This window comes from Streptococcus sp. 4886 (assembly GCF_013276485.1).
In the GTDB taxonomy this organism is placed as follows: domain Bacteria; phylum Bacillota; class Bacilli; order Lactobacillales; family Streptococcaceae; genus Streptococcus.
Genome location: NZ_VMLD01000009.1, coordinates 61466 through 79100 on the forward strand (window position 1 = coordinate 61466; position 17635 = coordinate 79100).

Annotated in this window: 22 protein-coding genes; 17 read left to right on the top strand and 5 right to left on the bottom strand. The window is 39.3% G+C overall.

Going from position 1 to position 17635, the window contains the following annotated elements:
• Position 1: 1 nt before the first annotated feature.
• Complete coding sequence (locus tag HT679_RS04615; RefSeq protein WP_000639572.1) at positions 2 to 235, bottom strand: DNA-dependent RNA polymerase subunit epsilon; 234 nt, start codon at positions 233 to 235, stop codon at positions 2 to 4.
• 280 nt (positions 236 to 515) lie between these two features.
• Here HT679_RS04615 and HT679_RS04620 point away from each other — a divergent pair, with 280 nt between their 5' ends.
• Positions 516 to 731, top strand: coding sequence for a hypothetical protein (locus HT679_RS04620; RefSeq protein ID WP_000282480.1), 216 nt, complete (start codon positions 516 to 518; stop codon positions 729 to 731).
• Between the two features lie 321 nt (positions 732 to 1052).
• Here HT679_RS04620 and cibB read toward each other — a convergent pair whose 3' ends face one another.
• Complete coding sequence (gene cibB, locus HT679_RS04625; RefSeq protein WP_000974046.1) at positions 1053 to 1205, bottom strand: fratricide two-peptide bacteriocin subunit CibB; 153 nt, start codon at positions 1203 to 1205, stop codon at positions 1053 to 1055.
• Between the two features lies 1 nt (position 1206).
• A complete protein-coding gene (cibA, locus tag HT679_RS04630) occupies positions 1207 to 1392 on the bottom strand; it encodes a fratricide two-peptide bacteriocin subunit CibA (RefSeq protein ID WP_000180841.1) in 186 nt (61 codons plus the stop codon).
• Positions 1393 to 1568: 176 nt separating this feature from the next.
• On the opposite strand from cibA, the gene tsaB reads away from it, so the two are divergent.
• The 9 genes from tsaB (at position 1569) to HT679_RS04675 (ending at position 9263) form a co-directional block, all read left to right on the top strand.
• Positions 1569 to 2252, top strand: a complete 684-nt coding sequence (gene tsaB / locus HT679_RS04635) for a tRNA (adenosine(37)-N6)-threonylcarbamoyltransferase complex dimerization subunit type 1 TsaB (protein WP_138701829.1) — start codon at positions 1569 to 1571, stop codon at positions 2250 to 2252.
• Entirely contained in the window at positions 2249 to 2686 is a 438-nt protein-coding gene (gene rimI / locus HT679_RS04640; RefSeq protein WP_138701330.1) for a ribosomal protein S18-alanine N-acetyltransferase, read from the top strand. The genes tsaB and rimI overlap by 4 nt, the downstream gene beginning before the upstream one ends.
• Positions 2676 to 3686 carry a tRNA (adenosine(37)-N6)-threonylcarbamoyltransferase complex transferase subunit TsaD gene (tsaD, locus tag HT679_RS04645; protein ID WP_173213261.1) on the top strand — a complete coding sequence of 337 codons (1011 nt, stop codon included), beginning with the start codon at positions 2676 to 2678 and terminating at the stop codon, positions 3684 to 3686. Before rimI ends, tsaD begins: the two co-directional genes overlap by 11 nt.
• Before the next feature lie 106 nt (positions 3687 to 3792).
• Positions 3793 to 4656, top strand: a complete 864-nt coding sequence (locus HT679_RS04650) for an XRE/MutR family transcriptional regulator (protein WP_173213263.1) — start codon at positions 3793 to 3795, stop codon at positions 4654 to 4656.
• A gap of 719 nt (positions 4657 to 5375) precedes the next feature.
• Positions 5376 to 6338 (top strand): ThiF family adenylyltransferase, encoded by a 963-nt coding sequence (locus tag HT679_RS04655; protein ID WP_050271616.1) that lies wholly within the window; start codon positions 5376 to 5378, stop codon positions 6336 to 6338.
• Positions 6319 to 7542: a hypothetical protein gene (locus HT679_RS04660; protein WP_000603362.1), complete on the top strand. Its 1224-nt coding sequence runs from the start codon at positions 6319 to 6321 to the stop codon at positions 7540 to 7542. The genes HT679_RS04655 and HT679_RS04660 overlap by 20 nt, the downstream gene beginning before the upstream one ends.
• Before the next feature lie 201 nt (positions 7543 to 7743).
• Entirely contained in the window at positions 7744 to 8028 is a 285-nt protein-coding gene (locus HT679_RS04665; RefSeq protein ID WP_000415011.1) for a hypothetical protein, read from the top strand.
• 226 nt (positions 8029 to 8254) lie between these two features.
• The gene (locus tag HT679_RS04670; RefSeq protein ID WP_000659737.1) at positions 8255 to 8950 is read left to right on the top strand and encodes an AzlC family ABC transporter permease; all 696 of its coding nucleotides are present in this window, start codon (positions 8255 to 8257) and stop codon (positions 8948 to 8950) included.
• A complete protein-coding gene (locus tag HT679_RS04675) occupies positions 8940 to 9263 on the top strand; it encodes an AzlD domain-containing protein (RefSeq protein WP_004263021.1) in 324 nt (107 codons plus the stop codon). The genes HT679_RS04670 and HT679_RS04675 overlap by 11 nt, the downstream gene beginning before the upstream one ends.
• Positions 9264 to 9302: 39 nt before the next feature.
• On the opposite strand, the gene HT679_RS11545 is transcribed toward HT679_RS04675, so the two are convergent.
• Positions 9303 to 9425, bottom strand: a complete 123-nt coding sequence (locus HT679_RS11545; protein ID WP_275689796.1) for a hypothetical protein — start codon at positions 9423 to 9425, stop codon at positions 9303 to 9305.
• Between the two features lie 94 nt (positions 9426 to 9519).
• Here HT679_RS11545 and HT679_RS04680 point away from each other — a divergent pair, with 94 nt between their 5' ends.
• From HT679_RS04680 to HT679_RS04700, 5 genes are all read left to right on the top strand, one after another.
• A complete protein-coding gene (locus HT679_RS04680) occupies positions 9520 to 10350 on the top strand; it encodes an amino acid ABC transporter substrate-binding protein (RefSeq protein WP_004254995.1) in 831 nt (276 codons plus the stop codon).
• Positions 10351 to 10503: 153 nt separating this feature from the next.
• Positions 10504 to 11358 carry a MetQ/NlpA family ABC transporter substrate-binding protein gene (locus HT679_RS04685; protein ID WP_000694523.1) on the top strand — a complete coding sequence of 285 codons (855 nt, stop codon included), beginning with the start codon at positions 10504 to 10506 and terminating at the stop codon, positions 11356 to 11358.
• 96 nt (positions 11359 to 11454) lie between these two features.
• Positions 11455 to 12828: a M20/M25/M40 family metallo-hydrolase gene (locus HT679_RS04690; RefSeq protein ID WP_173213265.1), complete on the top strand. Its 1374-nt coding sequence runs from the start codon at positions 11455 to 11457 to the stop codon at positions 12826 to 12828.
• Complete coding sequence (locus HT679_RS04695; protein WP_173213267.1) at positions 12821 to 13882, top strand: methionine ABC transporter ATP-binding protein; 1062 nt, start codon at positions 12821 to 12823, stop codon at positions 13880 to 13882. The genes HT679_RS04690 and HT679_RS04695 overlap by 8 nt, the downstream gene beginning before the upstream one ends.
• A 1-nt stretch (position 13883) precedes the next feature.
• Positions 13884 to 14576 carry a methionine ABC transporter permease gene (locus HT679_RS04700; protein WP_000444652.1) on the top strand — a complete coding sequence of 231 codons (693 nt, stop codon included), beginning with the start codon at positions 13884 to 13886 and terminating at the stop codon, positions 14574 to 14576.
• An 89-nt stretch (positions 14577 to 14665) separates the two neighbouring features.
• Here the strand turns inward: HT679_RS04700 and HT679_RS04705 are convergent, their stop codons facing one another.
• The gene (locus tag HT679_RS04705) at positions 14666 to 15235 is read right to left on the bottom strand and encodes an MptD family putative ECF transporter S component (protein WP_173213269.1); all 570 of its coding nucleotides are present in this window, start codon (positions 15233 to 15235) and stop codon (positions 14666 to 14668) included.
• Between the two features lie 134 nt (positions 15236 to 15369).
• On the opposite strand from HT679_RS04705, the gene HT679_RS04710 reads away from it, so the two are divergent.
• A complete protein-coding gene (locus tag HT679_RS04710) occupies positions 15370 to 15984 on the top strand; it encodes a DUF624 domain-containing protein (protein WP_112444529.1) in 615 nt (204 codons plus the stop codon).
• Complete coding sequence (locus HT679_RS04715; RefSeq protein ID WP_138704588.1) at positions 15962 to 17632, top strand: sensor histidine kinase; 1671 nt, start codon at positions 15962 to 15964, stop codon at positions 17630 to 17632. The genes HT679_RS04710 and HT679_RS04715 overlap by 23 nt, the downstream gene beginning before the upstream one ends.
• The last annotated feature ends 3 nt before the right edge of the window (positions 17633 to 17635 follow it).

The following is a 17635-nucleotide window of genomic DNA, read 5'->3' on the forward strand; positions in this document are numbered from 1 at the left end:
ATTAGAACTCCGTAATTTCGAAGGCGCCAGTTTCTTTTTCGTAATCTAGCAATTTGTCAGACAAGAGTTCGATATATTCGATATTGTACTCTGGGCGATTTTCTTCGACAAGTTGGCGAGCAGCGATACGGCCCTCAAGTTCTGAGCTGGCATCGATGTCTAGGTAAAGTGCGCGTGTTGTTTCACGACGTGGGCTACGTTCTTTTGTTTCTTGATAAAAAACTTTGTAAATCATATAGTTCCTTTCTATTTTACAGGTCAGCTTATTCCAAACTTTTAGCATAGATTTGCTTGATTTCATTCCATTTTGTGTCTAGATTGACCTTGATTCGTTACAATTATTTCAATTATACCACAAAATGAAAAATTAGTAAAAGACGGAAACGAGAAAGTCATGGGATAATTCCTTTAGTAAGCGCTTGCAAAAACGAAGAAAATGTGTTATATTGATAACAGAAGTGGAATTTATTGTTTGTCATAATTCCATATAGTTTTTAAGTCAAGGAGGTTGCCCTATGTATAACTTATTTGCTTTTGCTATCGGAGCTCGCTTGGTAGCTTTTATTGTTTTTGTTGCTTGCGTTTATGCGGGTAATCTTCTATTTACCAAACTGGAACGACGACAAACCAAGTTCTTGTGGAAAATTACCTTTGTGACTCTCTACTCGCTTTTTCTCCTCCTTGTAACCTATGTCGTTTGGTTTGTATTTTACTTTGGATTAAATGCTTAGATGCCCCGCTTATGCTGGGGCTTTTTGTTTGGTGGCAAAAGATAGTAAATTTATGACACGAAAATTCCACCCCATCTATCAAGATGAGGTGGTCTTTGCATTTTTCTAAAATGACATGACAATGGAATTTTCAGAGCTTATTATTTTTATGGGAGTCATTGTTCTGCTCAAAAATAGAGTTGAAGCATAAAAATAAAACAATACAAACAGATAGATCAATTGGTAAAGGGATAGTAGTCATGTTTAAATCATTGAGAATGCTGAGCAAACTATAAGAGATAAAGATAATAAAATTTATCCTTCTAAAAATGTGTTTTTTATCTAGCATGACTTACCAAACTTTTTACGAAGGTCTTTTCCAATGGTATAACCTGCCATAAATAAAGCGATACCAACACCTACACCAAAGCCACCCTTTATTTCTTGCAATTCCTTAGTAGAAATTTCACAATAGTTGTTCAAATCTTTCATCATATTAATCTCCTCCTAAAAAATAACCAGCTGCCAAACCAGAACCTATAAGTGCTGTTCCACCTGCAATAGCTTTCCAAGATACTGCTACTCCAAAGATAACCAAGGGAGCGAGACCGCCATCAATATCTGATAATTCATTTTCAGATAAGGATAAAAATTGATTGTCAAGAACGTCAAAATTTGTCATTGAACTTTCCTCCTTTTTTCTTGTTCACTTTTATATTCGTAAAAGAAAAGGAAAAGTGAACATTTTTTTAAATTATTTTTAGTTAAGTGAGGGCACTCTTGTTTGGGGATAAAGAAAATTCCCATGTGCCAGCTTTTGTAGTATAATAGTAAGCAGAAAAAAGATAGGAATGTGTTATGAAAGTATTAGCTTTTGATACGTCTAGCAAGGCTCTTTCTCTCGCTATTTTAGAGGATAAGCAGGTTCTTGCCGAGACGACGATTAATATTAAGAAAAATCACAGTATTACCCTTATGCCTGCCATCGATTTTTTGATGGCGAGTGTGGACTGGACGCCCAAAGATTTGGATCGAATCGTGGTGGCGGAAGGGCCAGGTAGCTACACAGGCTTGCGAATTGCGGTGGCAACTGCCAAAACCTTAGCTCACACTCTAAACATCGAGTTGGTTGGTATGTCGAGTCTCTTGGCTCTGGTGCCCTACCAACAAGAAGGCTTGTTCGTTCCTTTGATGGATGCGCGTCGCAACAATGTTTATGCAGGATTTTATGAAAATGCCAAACCTGTCATGCCAGAAGCACACCTGCCTTTTGAGCGAGTGATTGAGTTAATCAAGGGGGCTAGTCAGGTAACCTTTGTCGGAGAAGTTGGCCCCTTTGTTGAGCAGATTCAAGAACACTTGCCAAGGACTAATTACAAAGAAACCTTGCCAAATGCAGCCAATCTTGCTCTTTGGGCTTGGGATAAGGAAGCAGACTCCTTGCATGATTTTGTGCCGAACTACCTCAAACGTGTTGAGGCTGAGGAAAACTGGCTCAAGAACCATACCGAGTCTGGTGAGTCTTATATTAAACTCCTATGATAGAGATCAAACGAATCCAAAGACAGACTGACCTAGCTCAAGCCATCTACGCTGTCATGGCAACTGTTTACCCAGTCAGTCCTTGGACGCTGGAACAAATCCAAGCAGACCTGTCCCAAGATCAGACTTGGTATGCTCTTGCTTATGATGGGGTAGAAGTGATTGGCTTTCTAGCTGTGCAGGAGAATCTTTTTGAGGTAGAAGTCCTGCAAATCGCTGTCAAACAAACCTATCAAGGTCAAGGAATTGCATCAACCTTGTTTGCTCAATTGCCGACAGATAAGGAGATTTTCCTCGAAGTCAGAAAGTCAAATCAACGAGCGCAAGCATTTTACAAGAAAGAAAAGATGGCAGTCATCGCTGAGCGAAAGGCCTACTACCATGACCCAGTCGAGGACGCCATTATCATGAAGAGAGAAATAGATGAAGGATAGATATATTTTAGCATTTGAGACATCCTGTGATGAGACCAGTGTCGCCGTCCTGAAAAACGACGATGAGCTCTTGTCCAATGTCATTGCTAGTCAAATTGAGAGTCACAAACGTTTTGGGGGCGTAGTGCCTGAAGTAGCCAGTCGTCACCATGTCGAGGTCATTACAGCCTGTATCGAGGAGGCGCTAGCAGAAGCAGGGATTACGGAAGAGGATGTGACAGCTGTTGCGGTTACCTATGGACCAGGCTTGGTCGGAGCCTTGCTAGTTGGCTTGTCAGCTGCTAAGGCCTTTGCTTGGGCTCATGGACTTCCGCTGATTCCTGTTAACCATATGGCTGGTCACCTCATGGCCGCTCAGAGTGTGGAGCCTTTGGAGTTTCCCTTGCTAGCTCTTTTGGTTAGCGGTGGACACACAGAGTTAGTTTATGTTTCTGAGGCAGGAGATTATAAGATTGTTGGGGAAACGCGAGATGACGCGGTTGGTGAGGCATATGATAAGGTCGGCCGCGTCATGGGCTTGACCTATCCTGCAGGTCGTGAGATTGACGAGTTGTCTCATCAGGGGCAGGATATTTATGATTTCCCTCGTGCCATGATTAAGGAGGATAATCTGGAGTTTTCATTCTCAGGTTTGAAATCTGCCTTTATCAATCTTCACCACAATGCTGAGCAAAAGGGAGAAAGTCTGTCTACAGAGGATTTGTGTGCTTCCTTCCAAGCAGCTGTACTGGATATTCTCATGGCTAAAACCAAGAAGGCTTTGGAGAAATACCCTGTTAAAACCCTTGTCGTGGCAGGTGGCGTGGCAGCCAATAAAGGTCTCAGAGAACGCCTAGCAACTGAAATCACAGATGTCAATGTCATCATTCCACCTCTGCGTCTCTGCGGAGACAATGCAGGTATGATTGCCTATGCCAGTGTCAGCGAGTGGAACAAAGAAAACTTTGCAAACTTGGACCTCAATGCCAAACCAAGCCTCGCTTTTGATACGATGGAATAAAATGGAGTCAGCTTAAGGCTGGCTTTTTTAATCACCAAAGTGTCAGAATATTTTGACAAAACTATAAAAATAATGATATAATATGCAAAAGCTAGGAGGTGGTAAGATGATCGAGAGAATGGAATTGGGAGAATTTTACAAGGAGTTGCGCTTGGCTAGAAAGCTCAAGCAGTCAGATGTGGCTTGTGCTGGACTAACAGCTTCTCAGCTGTCCAAGTTTGAACTAGGGCAGTCTATGCTATCTGCGGACAAGCTAATCCTAGCTATTCAAGGAATCAATATGAATTTTGATGAGTTTGGTCATAAGCTCAATAACTATCAAGAATCTCCACATATGAAGATTGGTAGGAGGGTTGTGGATCGCTTTGCCCATCAAGATATAGCTGGCTTAGAGCAACTGTTGGAGGAAGTCGAGCAAGGACAGATGGCAGAGACCTATCGTTGTTTGAATGCCATTGTGATTAAAAATGCTATTCATTCCTTAAATAAGAGCTATCTGCTAACAGAGGAGGATAGGGAGTTTTTGACTACTTATCTCTATGCTATTGAGTCTTGGACTTGGTTTGAACTCTATCTCTTTTGTAATACCATGCCCTTCTTGAGCAATCAAGATCTGATTTTTTTATCAACCTCTTTGCTTGAAAAATCCAAGGAATTTAAAGAGTTAGTACACAATCGATTGTATATGAAGCAAGGACTCTTAAATATCTTATCAGAGCTCATGGAGCGAAAACTTTTCTCCTACATCCCAATCTTCGAAGCCGAATTGGAGAGCATGTTGCGTCCGTACGATGTTTTTGAGAAAGTATCGTGGCAATTTTTAAAGAAAATGAGTGTCTTTCTTCAAACTAAAGGAAGCAATCAAAAAGAGATTGAACACTTTATCCAATCTCTGCAAGTATTAGAAAATCCACAATTAACAGCTCTATTCGAATTGCGTTTTCAGCAATACAAAGAACTTATCGATTGATTAGAAACGGGAAGACGATAACCCACTCCGAAATAAGCAGGAGTATCAGTTGGATTTTTCTTTTTTTCATCATTATATCCCTCCTTGTTAGTAGTAACTTTATTATACCAGTGAAATAATCAAATCCACTAAAATCGCAAATCAGAAATTTCTATAAGAAAAAATATCAAATATGCGATTTTCTCAAATACGCCAATTTTCGTGTTATAGTGTTCTTGTAAAGTACTTGAAGCAAATCCTAGGTCGCATAAGTGGTTTACAAAGAAAAATAATTGGAGGAGAAACAATGTCTGCTGTACCATATTCATTTCAAGGGCATCGTTTAGGTGGCCGTTAGTTAAATAATAGCAATCTATAGGATAGAAAAGATAAACTTTGGATTAGATATAGTGGATTGAAATCAAGATAAACATATACAACAAAAATTCTAATTAATATATATTTTGCTGCAAATGCAACGGATATTATACAAAAAATCTTAAATCTTAATAATTGTGAAGAATGATGATATTCATAATGTTTAAAAGTTAATATCTGCATGCTATTAAGATTTTAACTGAATTTTAGAAGTCGATAAGTTTTTTGTATTTTAATTTATTATATGGATAGAAATTATAAATGAGTTGTATTCGTATTTATAATTTTGGAGTTTAGGAAAATATTTTCCAAACTCCTATTTGTTGTTTATCTTTTAATAGTTTTTGATTAGGAGGATCTAAATGAGAATAAAGAGAACTCTTCAACCGTATATATTTAAAGATAAAATAAAATTTGGTTTTGGTAATGCTTCTCTTGTAAGGGAGATTGATTTTAATGAAGAGAACATCAATTTAATAAAAAAATTAGATAATGACATTGATATAAAATTGTTGTCTAATGGAGAAAAACAAGTTGTTGAGTCGATGATATCTATGGGATTAGTGACTAGTAATCAATATGATAATTCCAAATATTCCCGAAATATTAATTTCTTTGAGTGGGTTGATTTGTCAGAAAATTTAGACCCTAGTAAGTATCAGGATAGATTATTAAATTCAACAGTTTTAATTGTTGGTGTAGGGGGTATTGGATCAACAACAGTCGAAATTTTAGCTCGTCTAGGTATAGGTAATTTCATATTAGTAGATTTTGACATTGTGGAAGAGTCAAATCTTACTAGACAAACATCCTTTAAGAAATCTGATATTGGTAAGCTAAAAATAGACATAATAAAACAGCATATTCAAGAGATTTCTGATTCAAATGTGACAACTATTTATAGGAAGTTAGAGTGTCAGAATGACTTAGAAACTATTTTTAAAGATTATAATTTTGACATTGCTTTATGCTGTGCAGATACTCCTAGAATAGAGATAGACTACTGGTTTGATGATTTAGCTCATAAATATACGAGACCTATTATTGTTGGCTCATATGCATCTACGGTAATAAACTACCTACATATTATTCCGGGCAAAACTATTTCATTGAGGGAGTTTTATAGGGACTTTATGATAACAGATGATCATGTTTTGGATAGTAGAATACCGTATAGTGTTATTTCTCCAATATCATATATGGCTGCATCAATCATATCTTATAAAGTATTAGATACTTTAACAGGATTATTGAATTTAACGGATTATATTCAAATCGATTGCATGAATTTTGAGGTTTATAAGCATGATATTAAGAAAATTTAGCCAAAATTTTATAAATTTAATATTAGGTAGATCGTCTAGGAATATTGCAGATAGTTTTTACTTTATTGCTTTATCGATAGGGTTAGTAAGTGTATATCATATTGAGGCAGGACAGTTATCTCTATTTACTCTAATTGGTTTTATCCCAAATTTGCTTGCTGTTTTTTATGGAAGTTTTATAAATAAAATTCAGAGAGATAAAATTTGGCTAGTGATTTTCCAGATTCTCCAGTTTATTATAATTGTGATTACAATTCTGTGTTTAAGGTATCATTTTCGTGTTGTGTATATCTATGTATTGAATTTTTTGTTCGCATTATCAACTAATTTATTAAATACACTGCAGATGAAAATTGTTCCAGAAACTTTAAATAATGATGACATGCTAATAAAGAAATCGATAGATGTTCAATACTTGGCATCAAATGTGTTAGATATTATTAGTAATTTAACTGCATCTCTACTATTAGGGCTTCTATCTTATTTTGTTGTTTTTAATTTAAGTATTCCGTTTTTTGTGGCTGCTATTTATTTTATGATTAAAATCAGATTGCCCGGTTCCAAAAACAATACTAAAAGTGTTCGACCTGAAAAGGTAGATTTGGAAAGTAATTCTTCTTTCCAATTTTTGGAAACTGTTTCTGCTTTTCGAGAATCAAAATTTGCCTCTTTTATAGTAGTTACAGAGTCAATTTTAAGTGGGGGTACAGATCTACTTTTAACTTTAATGCCACTGTATCTTTTATCAGAAGGCATACCTATTCAATATTTGGGATTGGTACTAGGAGCTCAAAGATTTGCCGATTTGATAGGAGCAATTTTGGCTCCTAGAGTGGGAATTCCGTATAAAATGTTTTTCTTTATTGATTATACTGTATCTGGATTAGCACTCATGCTAGTATTTATTACTCCATTTCCGTTAATAAAGTTGTTGTTATTTTTTTTAGCATTTATTTTAATAGGTATATCAGGAAATATGTTTGAAAAAATGATTTACTCAGAGTATAGATACGACACTATGGGATTGATATATTCGACTAATTCAAGTTTATATGCTTTATTTGCCATTCTATTTTTGATTATTCCTCAATTTTATACAGATATAAAAATTTTGGGTATTTTAATAAATGGATTTACACTATCTATAGGAATTTATTTATTAGTTATTTGTAATTTTTTCAAAAAGAATGATACTAATTGTTAAAATTTATTTTATATGAATGTTGCATGATTATTTGAAAAGAACTTCTAAAAATTTTTAGAGGTGTCCATGAAAGAAACGAAATTTCACCTAGCAACTGGAAGTCTGTACAATATATTTCTAATTTGGAACACACTGTAAATGTTATGGTGGATGGTTGGGCTAAATATGGTCCTTGGCGTCCTAGATAAAATGAGGTAAACGATGGAAAAACAGAGTCAGTTACAAATTTTAATTCATTCCCTGTACAATAATAAAGAAATTAGCTTGACGGAAGAATTTAGGAAGCAATTGCTGGAAACAGCAAAACAGTTCTCTAGTACTAGTGAAGATTTGCTAGCTGTACGTCTCTCATTTGCCGTCTCTAAAGAATTATTGGGCTTTAAAGGTGAACCACCGACAGAGTTATTGGATTTGGCAAAATTTGTCCAAAAGAAAGAAGCTAAATATAAGCAGGGAGTAGTGTGGTCTGGTATTTTTAAAATATGATTCATTATAAAATACGGCATGAGCATCGCATAATGGATGAATCTGAATATGAGCAAGACTTGGATTTCAATGCCAAACCAAGTCTTGTTTTTGATACTATAGAATAAAATGGAGTCTGTCTGATTACAATCAGCAGACTTTTTTCTCTTTCCTGAATATGTTATAATAGTCCATGCTGTGGCTGGAGCCTTTTCAGCCCATTTATTAAGACAATATGAGGAGAAAGATGAAAGAAAAAGGATTTTGGGAGGGGGCGCAGGCAGCTATGCCAACGGCACTTGGTTATGTCAGTATCGGCCTGGCCTGTGGGATTATTGGTGCGCCCTATGTGACACCTGTGGAGATGGGCTTGATGAGCCTCTTTGTTTATGCTGGGAGTGCCCAGTTTGCCATGCTGGCACTGATTGCGGTTCAAGCACCTGTAGCAGCTATTGCGATGACGGTCTTTTTGATCAATTTGCGTCTCTTTTTGTTGAGTTTGCATGCGTCGACCTATTTTCGTCATACTAGTCTCTGGCACAATATCGGTATGTCTAGCATCTTGACAGATGAGACTTATGGCGTTTTGATGGGCGAGTTAGCCCATACAGACAAGGTCAATCCTATGTGGATGCACGGAAACAACCTCAATAGCTATGTGGCTTGGTTTGTGGGAACAGTGGTTGGAACGGCTCTGGGTGGTCTGCTGCCAAATCCAGAAATCTTTGGCTTGGACTTTGCTTTGGTTGGGATGTTCATCGGAATTTTTGCTTCGCAATTCCAGATTATGCAAAGACGGATTCCTGTCCGCAATCTGCTTATTATTCTAGCAGTTGTTGCGGTGTCCTTCTTTTTACTCTTAACAGTGGTGTCTCAGTCGCTCGCTGTTCTGTTTGCGACGCTACTTGGTTGTACAATGGGGGTGGTTTTAGATGGTCAGTAAGTATCTTTTATTAGCAGTTATTTTCTCTGGCTTGGTGACTTGGATTCCCCGTATGATTCCCTTCATCTTGGTCAAGTATAAGGGTCTGCCTGCAATCGTTGAGCGTTTTTTGAAGTTCTTGCCCGTTTCTATTATCTTTGCCTTGATTCTTTCAAGCGTAGTGACAGGTAAGGTTGGAAGCTTTCCTCAAATCAAATGGCTGGACTTCTTAGCAGTCTTTCCAACAGCTTGGGTAGCCTTTCGCTACCGCAATCTAGTCGGAACAGTTCTCTTCGGAGTAGTCTTAATTGCAGTCTTGCGTTTGGTCTTTTAATACTCTTCGAAAATCTCTTCAAACCACGTCAGCGTCGCCTTACCGTAGGTATATGTAACTGACTTCGTCAGTCTTATCTCCAACCTCAAAACAGTGTTTTGAGAAACCTGCGGCTAGCTTCCTAGTTTGCTCTTTGATTTTCATTGAGTATAAATCAGCCATAAAGAAAACCTATCACAGAGATAGATATCATATAATGGCGTAAATGCTCTTTTTCTGTTAGAATTATAAGGTATTTTATTTTGGAGGAAATGACATGAAAAAAATCGTTAAATACTCATCTCTTGCTGCCCTAGGGCTTGTTGCTGCAGGTGTTCTAGCAGCTTGCTCAGGTGGTGCTAAGAAAGAAGGAGAAGCAGCTAGCAAGAAGGAAATTATCGTTGCAACTAATGCTACACCAAAACCATTCAACTATGAAGAAAATGGCGAATTGACTGGTTACGAGATTGAAGTGGTTCGCGCTATCTTTAAAGACTCTGACAAGTATGATGTCAAGTTTGAGAAGACAGAGTGGTCAGGAGTCTTTGCAGGACTTGATGCTGACCGTTACAATATGGCTGTTAGCAACATCAGCTACACTAAAGAACGTGCTGAAAAATACCTTTATGCAGCTCCAACTGCTAAAAACCCTAACGTTCTTGTAGTGAAAAAAGATGACCCTAGCATCAAATCGCTTGATGATATCGGTGGAAAATCAACAGAAGTTGTTCAAGGGACAACTTCTGCTAAACAGCTAGAAGACTACAACAAACAACATTCAGATAATCCAACTGTCCTAAAGTATACTAAAGCAGACTTCCAACAAATCATGGGACGCTTGAGCGATGGCCAGTTTGACTACAAGATTTTTGATAAAATCGGTGTTGAAACAGTCATCAAGGACCAAGGTTTGGACAACTTGAAAGTTATCGAACTTCCAAGCGACCAACAACCTTATGTTTACCCACTTCTTGCTAAAGGTCAAGATGAGTTGAAAACATTTGTAGACAAACGTATCCAAGAACTCTACAAAGACGGAACTCTTGAAAAATTGTCTAAACAATTCTTTGGAGACACTTATCTACCAGCAGAAGCTGATATTAAATAATTTTTTGAAATCATCCATTCTGCATAAGGTGGATGATTTCTCAGTTTTTAGGGATATAGTTTTAAACTATATATCTGACTACATAATAACAATTTGTGAAATCAAACAAATTGTGAGATACTAGTACGGTATTATTTTTAAGGAGAAAGAATCATGAAAATTAAAAAATGGCTTGGTGTAGCAGCCCTTGCTACAGTCGCAGGTTTGGCTCTTGCAGCTTGCGGAAACTCAGAAAAGAAAGCAGACAATGCAACAACTATCAAAATCGCAACTGTTAACCGTAGCGGTTCTGAAGAAAAACGTTGGGACAAAATCCAAGAATTGGTTAAAAAAGACGGTATCACTTTGGAATTTACAGAGTTCACAGACTACTCACAACCAAACAAGGCAACTGCTGACGGCGAAGTAGACTTGAACGCTTTCCAACACTACAACTTCTTGAACAACTGGAACAAAGAAAATGGGAAAGATCTTGTAGCGATTGCGGATACTTACATCTCTCCAATCCGCCTTTACTCAGGTTTGAATGGAAGTGACAACAAGTACACTAAAGTAGAAGACATCCCAGCAAACGGAGAAATCGCTGTACCGAACGATGCTACAAACGAAAGCCGTGCGCTTTACTTGCTTCAATCAGCTGGCTTGATTAAATTGGACGTTTCAGGAACTGCTCTTGCAACAGTTGCTAACATCAAAGAAAATCCAAAGAACTTGAAAATCACTGAATTGGACGCTAGCCAAACAGCTCGTTCATTGTCATCAGTTGATGCTGCTGTTGTAAACAATACCTTCGTTACAGAAGCAAAATTGGACTACAAGAAAGCACTTTTCAAAGAACAAGCTGATGAAAATTCAAAACAATGGTACAACATCATCGTTGCGAAAAAAGATTGGGAAACATCACCAAAAGCTGATGCTATCAAGAAAGTGATCGCAGCTTACCACACAGATGACGTGAAAAAAGTTATCGAAGAAACATCAGACGGTTTGGATCAACCAGTTTGGTAATAAGAAACAGGGAGGTGGGAGAGAAAATTCCACCTCTTGCTTTTGTATAGAGCATGGATTGTCAGGAAGAGTAGTTCATAGAAAGGTAGAGAGAATATGGTTTTTCCTAGCGAACAAGAACAGATTGAAAAATTTGAAAAGGATCATGTGGCCCAGCATTATTTTGAAGTTTTGCGTACCTTGATTTCTAAGAAGTCGGTCTTTGCCCAGCAGGTCGGACTTAAGGAAGTCGCAAATTATCTGGGTGAGATTTTCAAGCGTGTTGGGGCTGAAGTGGAGATTGATGAGACTTATACGGCGCCTTTTGTCATGGCACATTTCAAGAGTTCGCGTCCAGATGCCAAGACCTTGATTTTCTATAACCACTATGACACTGTGCCAGCGGACGGAGATCAAGTGTGGACAGAGGATCCCTTTACGCTTTCGGTGCGCAATGGTTTCATGTATGGGCGTGGGGTTGACGATGATAAGGGTCATATCACAGCTCGTTTGAGTGCTTTGAGAAAATATATGCAGAACCATGATGACCTGCCTGTCAATATCAGTTTTATCATGGAGGGAGCGGAGGAATCGGCTTCAACAGACCTAGATAAGTATTTGGAAAAGCATGCGGACAAACTTCGTGGGGCGGATTTGTTGGTCTGGGAACAAGGAACCAAAAATGCCTTGGAACAGCTGGAAATTTCTGGTGGAAATAAGGGGATTGTGACCTTTGATGCCAAGGTAAAAAGTGCGGATGTCGATATCCATTCTAGTTATGGTGGGGTTGTGGAATCAGCTCCTTGGTATCTCCTCCAAGCCTTACAGTCTCTTCGTGCTGCGGATGGCCGTATCTTGGTTGAAGGTTTGTACGAAGAAGTACAAGAGCCAAATGAACGAGAATTGGCCTTGGTGGACACTTACGCTCAACGAAATCCAGGGGAAATCAGCCAGATTTATGGTTTGGAATTGCCTCTCTTACAAGAGGATCGAGCAGCCTTTCTAAAACGATTCTTTTTCGAGCCAGCTCTTAATATCGAAGGGATCCAGTCAGGTTATCAAGGACAAGGAGTCAAAACGATTTTGCCTGCAGAAGCCAGCGCTAAGCTAGAGGTTCGTCTGGTTCCGGGCCTAGAACCGCATGATGTTCTGGAAAAAATTCGGAAACAGCTAGACAAAAATGGCTTTGATAAGGTAGAATTATACTATACCTTGGGAGAGACGAGTTATCGAAGCGATATGAGCGCACCAGCCATTCTCAATGTAATCGAGTTGGCCAAGAAATTCTATCCACAGGGCGTTTCAGTCTTGCCGACGACAGCTGGGACAGGGCCTATGCATACGGTCTTTGATGCCCTAGAGGTGCCAATGGTGGCCTTCGGTCTAGGAAATGCCAACAGCCGAGACCACGGTGGAGATGAAAATGTGCGAATCGCCGATTATTACACCCATATTGAATTAGTAGAGGAGCTGATTAGAAGCTATGAGTAGAGATATTATCAAGTTAGATCAGATCGATGTGACTTTTCATCAAAAGAAGAGAACCATCACAGCGGTCAAGGATGTGACCATTCACATCCAAGAAGGGGATATCTACGGAATCGTTGGATATTCTGGAGCAGGGAAATCAACCCTCGTACGGGTGATTAACCTCTTGCAAAAGCCATCTGCAGGGAAAATTACCATTGATGACGATGTGATTTTTGATGGCAAGGTCACCTTGACGGCAGAGCAGTTGCGTCGTAAACGTCAGGATATCGGAATGATTTTCCAGCATTTTAACCTCATGAGCCAAAAGACAGCAGAGGAGAATGTAGCCTTTGCCCTCAAACACTCTGGACTCAGCAAGGAAGAAAAGAAGGCTAAAGTTGCTAAGTTGCTGGACTTGGTCGGCTTGACAGACCGTGCTGAAAACTACCCTTCACAACTATCTGGAGGGCAAAAACAGCGTGTGGCCATTGCGCGTGCCTTGGCAAATGATCCAAAAATCTTGATTTCAGACGAGTCAACTTCTGCCCTTGACCCTAAGACAACCAAGCAGATTTTGGCCTTGTTGCAAGATTTGAACCAAAAATTAGGCTTGACAGTTATCTTGATTACGCATGAAATGCAGATTGTCAAAGACATTGCCAACCGTGTAGCAGTTATGCAGGACGGACATTTGATTGAAGAGGGTAGTGTCCTTGAAATCTTCTCAGACCCTAAACAACCTTTGACTCAAGACTTTATCTCAACAGCCACAGGTATTGACGAAGCCATGGTCAAAATCGAGAAGCAAGAAATCGTGGAATACTTGTCTGAAAATAGCATTTTGGTACAGCTCAAGTATGCAGGTGCTTCAACAGACGAGCCACTTTTGAATGAATTGTATAAGCATTACCAAGTAACGGCTAATATCCTCTATGGAAATATCGAAATTCTCGATGGTACTCCTGTTGGAGAATTAGTTGTGGTCTTGTCAGGTGAAAAAGCAGCGTTGGCAGGTGCCCAAGAAGCCATTCGTCAAGCAGGCGTACAGCTAAAAGTATTGAAGGGAGGACAGTAAGATGGAATCATTGATTCAAACCTATTTGCCAAATGTCTATAAAATGGGCTGGGCTGGTCAAGCAGGCTGGGGAACAGCTATTTACCTAACCCTCTATATGACAGTTCTTTCCTTCATCATCGGAGGGCTCTTGGGACTGGTTGCAGGGCTTTTCCTTGTCTTGACAGCTCCAGGTGGGGTCTTGGAAAATAAAGTTGTTTTCTGGATTTTGGATAAAATCACCTCTATTTTCCGTGCGGTTCCATTTATCATTCTCTTGGCAGTCTTGTCACCCTTCTCTCATCTAATCGTAGGAACAAGCATTGGTCCAAATGCGGCTATCGTACCGCTATCTTTTGCAGTCTTTGCCTTCTTTGCCCGTCAGGTGCAGGTTGTCTTGGCTGAGCTAGATGGTGGTGTTATTGAGGCGGCTCAAGCGAGCGGAGCGACATTCTGGGACATCGTGGGTGTCTACCTATCAGAAGGTCTTCCAGATTTGATCCGTGTGACGACTGTAACCTTGATTTCACTAGTCGGTGAAACAGCTATGGCCGGTGCGGTTGGAGCTGGTGGTATCGGTAACGTAGCTATCGCTTATGGATTTAACCGCTACAATCACGATGTGACCATCTTGGCAACTATCATTATCATTTTGATTATCTTTGCAATCCAATTCTTGGGAGATTTCCTGACCAAGAAATTAAGTCATAAATAAAAAAGGCTCCATAAGATCTATAGGGGATTTACCCACTACAAATATTATAGAGCCAAATAAAAAAGAGCCGCGTGGCTCTTTTTTAGTAATCAGATTTTCTGTGCAAATTTTTTACTCAAGGCTTGCCCAATCAAGGTACCAACTAGGGCTCCGATGACAATACTTGCGATAAATAGAAGGACGGTTCCAGGATTTAGCGCGACCATGATACGGTCGATATATTCTTGTGATTTTCCTCTTGCTAGAAGGGTAGCCATATAGGCTTGGGGCGCAATCCACATAAGCAAGATTGGTCCTGTTGTACTAAAGGCAAAAATAAGGAAAGAAAGGAAGTTCTTTGTTTGGTCCTTGTATTTTCCGAGGTTAGCTACTCCATCTGCTAGGAGGCCACAGATAATTCCAGGAAGGAAGGCACCAGCACCGTGTTTAGTTCCCAAGAAAAAGAGAGCAATAACAAGGCCGATAGTGGTAATGGCTCCAAAGCGCGGAACTTTTGCGACTAGGATCATATAGACGTTACCGCCGACAAGGGCAGTAAAGGCAGGCGCATAAAACATGTTTCCAGTTTGGTCAAAGAGATTGCCCAAAAGGACACCAATCCCCATGCAGAGGAAGTAAAGAACTGCAAAAAGCAGTGTAGTTAAGATAGATTTCTTCATGAATTGTCTCCTGATCATTTTTTCACAATTCTCATTTTACCATGGTTTGGTGGGATTGTAAATGGATAGTAGAAGTTTTTGAAAACGCTTGAAATATGATATAATGGTTTCATAGTTATTTTTAGGAGGGTATCATGGGGAGATTTTTAGACTTTGTCTTTAATCGTTTCTTTTTAGGGATGATTGCGACAGCCTTCTTTTGGCTATTAACTTTAGCAGGAGGGATTATCCTTGGTCTAGCGCCGGCTAGTGCCACCTTGATGAGCTTGTATGCAGAACATGGTTATAGCTTTCGGGAATACAGTTTGAAGGAGGCTTGGCCTCTTTATAAGCAAAATTTTGTCTCAAGCAACCTGATTTTCTATAGCTTTTTAGGAGTGGATTTAGTTTTGGTCTATGGCTTGTATCTCTTGGTTCAATTGCCTCATCAGACCATCGTTCATTTGATTGCGACCTTTTTTAATGTTCTAGTAGTTGCCCTGATCTTTTTGGCTTATACAGTATCTTTGAAATTACAAGTTTATTTTGACTTGTCTTATCGAAATAGTCTCAAACTATCCTTGATTGGCATCTTTATGAGTCTAGCAGCTGTGGCCAAGGTTCTCCTTGGAACCGTGCTACTTGTGGCAATTGGTTACTATATGCCTGCCCTGCTATTTTTTGTAGGAATTGGGATGTGGCATTTCTTTATCAGTGATATGTTGGAACCGGTCTATGAAAGTATTCATGAAAAATTGGCGACAAAGTAGGATGAAACAGTTTTGGCTACATACGCTTCTGCGAACCTACAGTTCAGTTATGATCATTATTATTGCGAGTTTTGCAATCTTACTCTCCTATGCTGACTGGGATTCACGGGAAAAGGAAGCCCAGAGAGTAGCCCAGCGTGTAACTGCTAGAACAGTGAGTGAAATTGAATATTACCATAGAGAGTCAACCCAAATAGCTCAGGCTTTAGTTGAAAATCAAGCTCGTATTGAGGGAATCTATAAATACTTTAGCCTTAGCATGCCAGACTATTTTTACTGGCAATTAGAGCGGAAAGCTTCGCCTTATGTATCGGTCTCTCTGCATGAAAATGTTGATGACCTCTATGTTCGAAATGATTTTGTAACTGGGGTGGCCATTGCTTTTCAAGATTACAAGGAAGTCTATGTTTCTACTAAAGACAAACGTAGTGGAGAAAAAATCAGGGCTGAGGATTTCAAACCAGCAGGAAATAGTTTTGCCATTCCGGTGTCAGATCCAGTGTCAGATCAAGACTTAGGAGTGATTTACATCTCCTTGGATCCTGCTGTTTTATACCATGCCATTGATAATACTAGAGGTCATACTCCGATGGCAGTAACAGTGACCTCACCTTTTGATACGGAGATTTTTCATATTGGTGAAACAGTTGATAAGGAGAGTGAAAATTGGCTAGTTGGCTTAACTTCTCATGGTTATCAGGTTCAGGTGGCAGTTCCCAAAAACTTTGTTTTACAAGGAACGGTGACCAGCTCTGCTTTGATTGTGGGCTTGAGCCTTCTCTTTATTGTCATTCTCTATCTGACGTTGAGGCAGACCTTTGCTAATTACCAAAAGCAGGTAGTGGATTTGGTGGATTCCATCCAAGCTATTGCCCAAGGGGAAGAAGGTCTTCGCATTGACACACTTGAAAAGGATCAGGAATTGCTCCTAATCGCAGAGACTACTAATGATATGTTGGATCGTTTGGAAAAGAATATCCATGATATTTATCAGTTAGAGCTTAGTCAAAAAGATGCCAATATGCGGGCCTTGCAGGCGCAAATAAACCCTCACTTTATGTACAATACTCTGGAGTTCTTGCGCATGTATGCAGTTATGCAGAGTCAAGATGAGTTGGCGGATATCATTTATGAATTCAGTAGTCTCTTGCGGAACAATATTTCCGACGAAAGAGAAACTCTTCTCAAACAGGAATTAGAATTTTGCCGTAAATACAGCTATCTCTGCATGGTTCGCTATCCCAAGTCCATTGCCTATGGTTTCAAGATAGATCCAGAGTTAGAGAATATGAAGATTCCCAAGTTTACCTTGCAACCGCTGGTAGAAAACTATTTCGCGCATGGTGTTGACCACAGGCGGACAGATAATGTGATTAGCATCAAGGCTCTTAAACAGGATGGGTTTGTGGAAATTTTGGTGGTCGATAATGGTAGAGGAATGTCGGCTGCAAAGTTGGCAAATATCCGAGAAAAATTAAGTCAGAAATATTTTGAACACCAAGCCAGCTACAGTGATCAAAGGCAGTCTATCGGGATTGTCAATGTACACGAGCGTTTTGTGCTCTATTTTGGAGACCGCTATGCCATTACTATAGAGTCTGCAGAGCAAGCCGGTGTTCAGTATCGTATTACAATTCAAGATGAGTAGAAA

Bases quoted from the DNA above. Each gene is read 5' to 3' on its own strand.
- rimI (WP_138701330.1), top strand. From the start codon at position 2,249: ATGATAGAGATCAAACGAATCCAAAGACAGACTGACCTAGCTCAAGCC.
- HT679_RS04660 (WP_000603362.1), top strand. From the start codon at position 6,319: ATGATATTAAGAAAATTTAGCCAAAATTTTATAAATTTAATATTAGGT.
- HT679_RS04685 (WP_000694523.1), top strand. From the start codon at position 10,504: ATGAAAATTAAAAAATGGCTTGGTGTAGCAGCCCTTGCTACAGTCGCA.
- HT679_RS04715 (WP_138704588.1), top strand. From the start codon at position 15,962: ATGAAAAATTGGCGACAAAGTAGGATGAAACAGTTTTGGCTACATACG.
- HT679_RS04665 (WP_000415011.1), top strand. From the start codon at position 7,744: ATGGAAAAACAGAGTCAGTTACAAATTTTAATTCATTCCCTGTACAAT.
- HT679_RS04695 (WP_173213267.1), top strand. From the start codon at position 12,821: ATGAGTAGAGATATTATCAAGTTAGATCAGATCGATGTGACTTTTCAT.
- tsaB (WP_138701829.1), top strand. From the start codon at position 1,569: ATGAAAGTATTAGCTTTTGATACGTCTAGCAAGGCTCTTTCTCTCGCT.
- tsaD (WP_173213261.1), top strand. From the start codon at position 2,676: ATGAAGGATAGATATATTTTAGCATTTGAGACATCCTGTGATGAGACC.
- HT679_RS04700 (WP_000444652.1), top strand. From the start codon at position 13,884: ATGGAATCATTGATTCAAACCTATTTGCCAAATGTCTATAAAATGGGC.
- cibA (WP_000180841.1), bottom strand. From the start codon at position 1,392: ATGACAAATTTTGACGTTCTTGACAATCAATTTTTATCCTTATCTGAA.
- HT679_RS11545 (WP_275689796.1), bottom strand. From the start codon at position 9,425: ATGGCTGATTTATACTCAATGAAAATCAAAGAGCAAACTAGGAAGCTA.
- HT679_RS04650 (WP_173213263.1), top strand. From the start codon at position 3,793: ATGATCGAGAGAATGGAATTGGGAGAATTTTACAAGGAGTTGCGCTTG.
- HT679_RS04615 (WP_000639572.1), bottom strand. From the start codon at position 235: ATGATTTACAAAGTTTTTTATCAAGAAACAAAAGAACGTAGCCCACGT.
- HT679_RS04680 (WP_004254995.1), top strand. From the start codon at position 9,520: ATGAAAAAAATCGTTAAATACTCATCTCTTGCTGCCCTAGGGCTTGTT.
- HT679_RS04710 (WP_112444529.1), top strand. From the start codon at position 15,370: ATGGGGAGATTTTTAGACTTTGTCTTTAATCGTTTCTTTTTAGGGATG.
- cibB (WP_000974046.1), bottom strand. From the start codon at position 1,205: ATGATGAAAGATTTGAACAACTATTGTGAAATTTCTACTAAGGAATTG.
- HT679_RS04655 (WP_050271616.1), top strand. From the start codon at position 5,376: ATGAGAATAAAGAGAACTCTTCAACCGTATATATTTAAAGATAAAATA.
- HT679_RS04620 (WP_000282480.1), top strand. From the start codon at position 516: ATGTATAACTTATTTGCTTTTGCTATCGGAGCTCGCTTGGTAGCTTTT.
- HT679_RS04705 (WP_173213269.1), bottom strand. From the start codon at position 15,235: ATGAAGAAATCTATCTTAACTACACTGCTTTTTGCAGTTCTTTACTTC.
- HT679_RS04670 (WP_000659737.1), top strand. From the start codon at position 8,255: ATGAAAGAAAAAGGATTTTGGGAGGGGGCGCAGGCAGCTATGCCAACG.
- HT679_RS04690 (WP_173213265.1), top strand. From the start codon at position 11,455: ATGGTTTTTCCTAGCGAACAAGAACAGATTGAAAAATTTGAAAAGGAT.
- HT679_RS04675 (WP_004263021.1), top strand. From the start codon at position 8,940: ATGGTCAGTAAGTATCTTTTATTAGCAGTTATTTTCTCTGGCTTGGTG.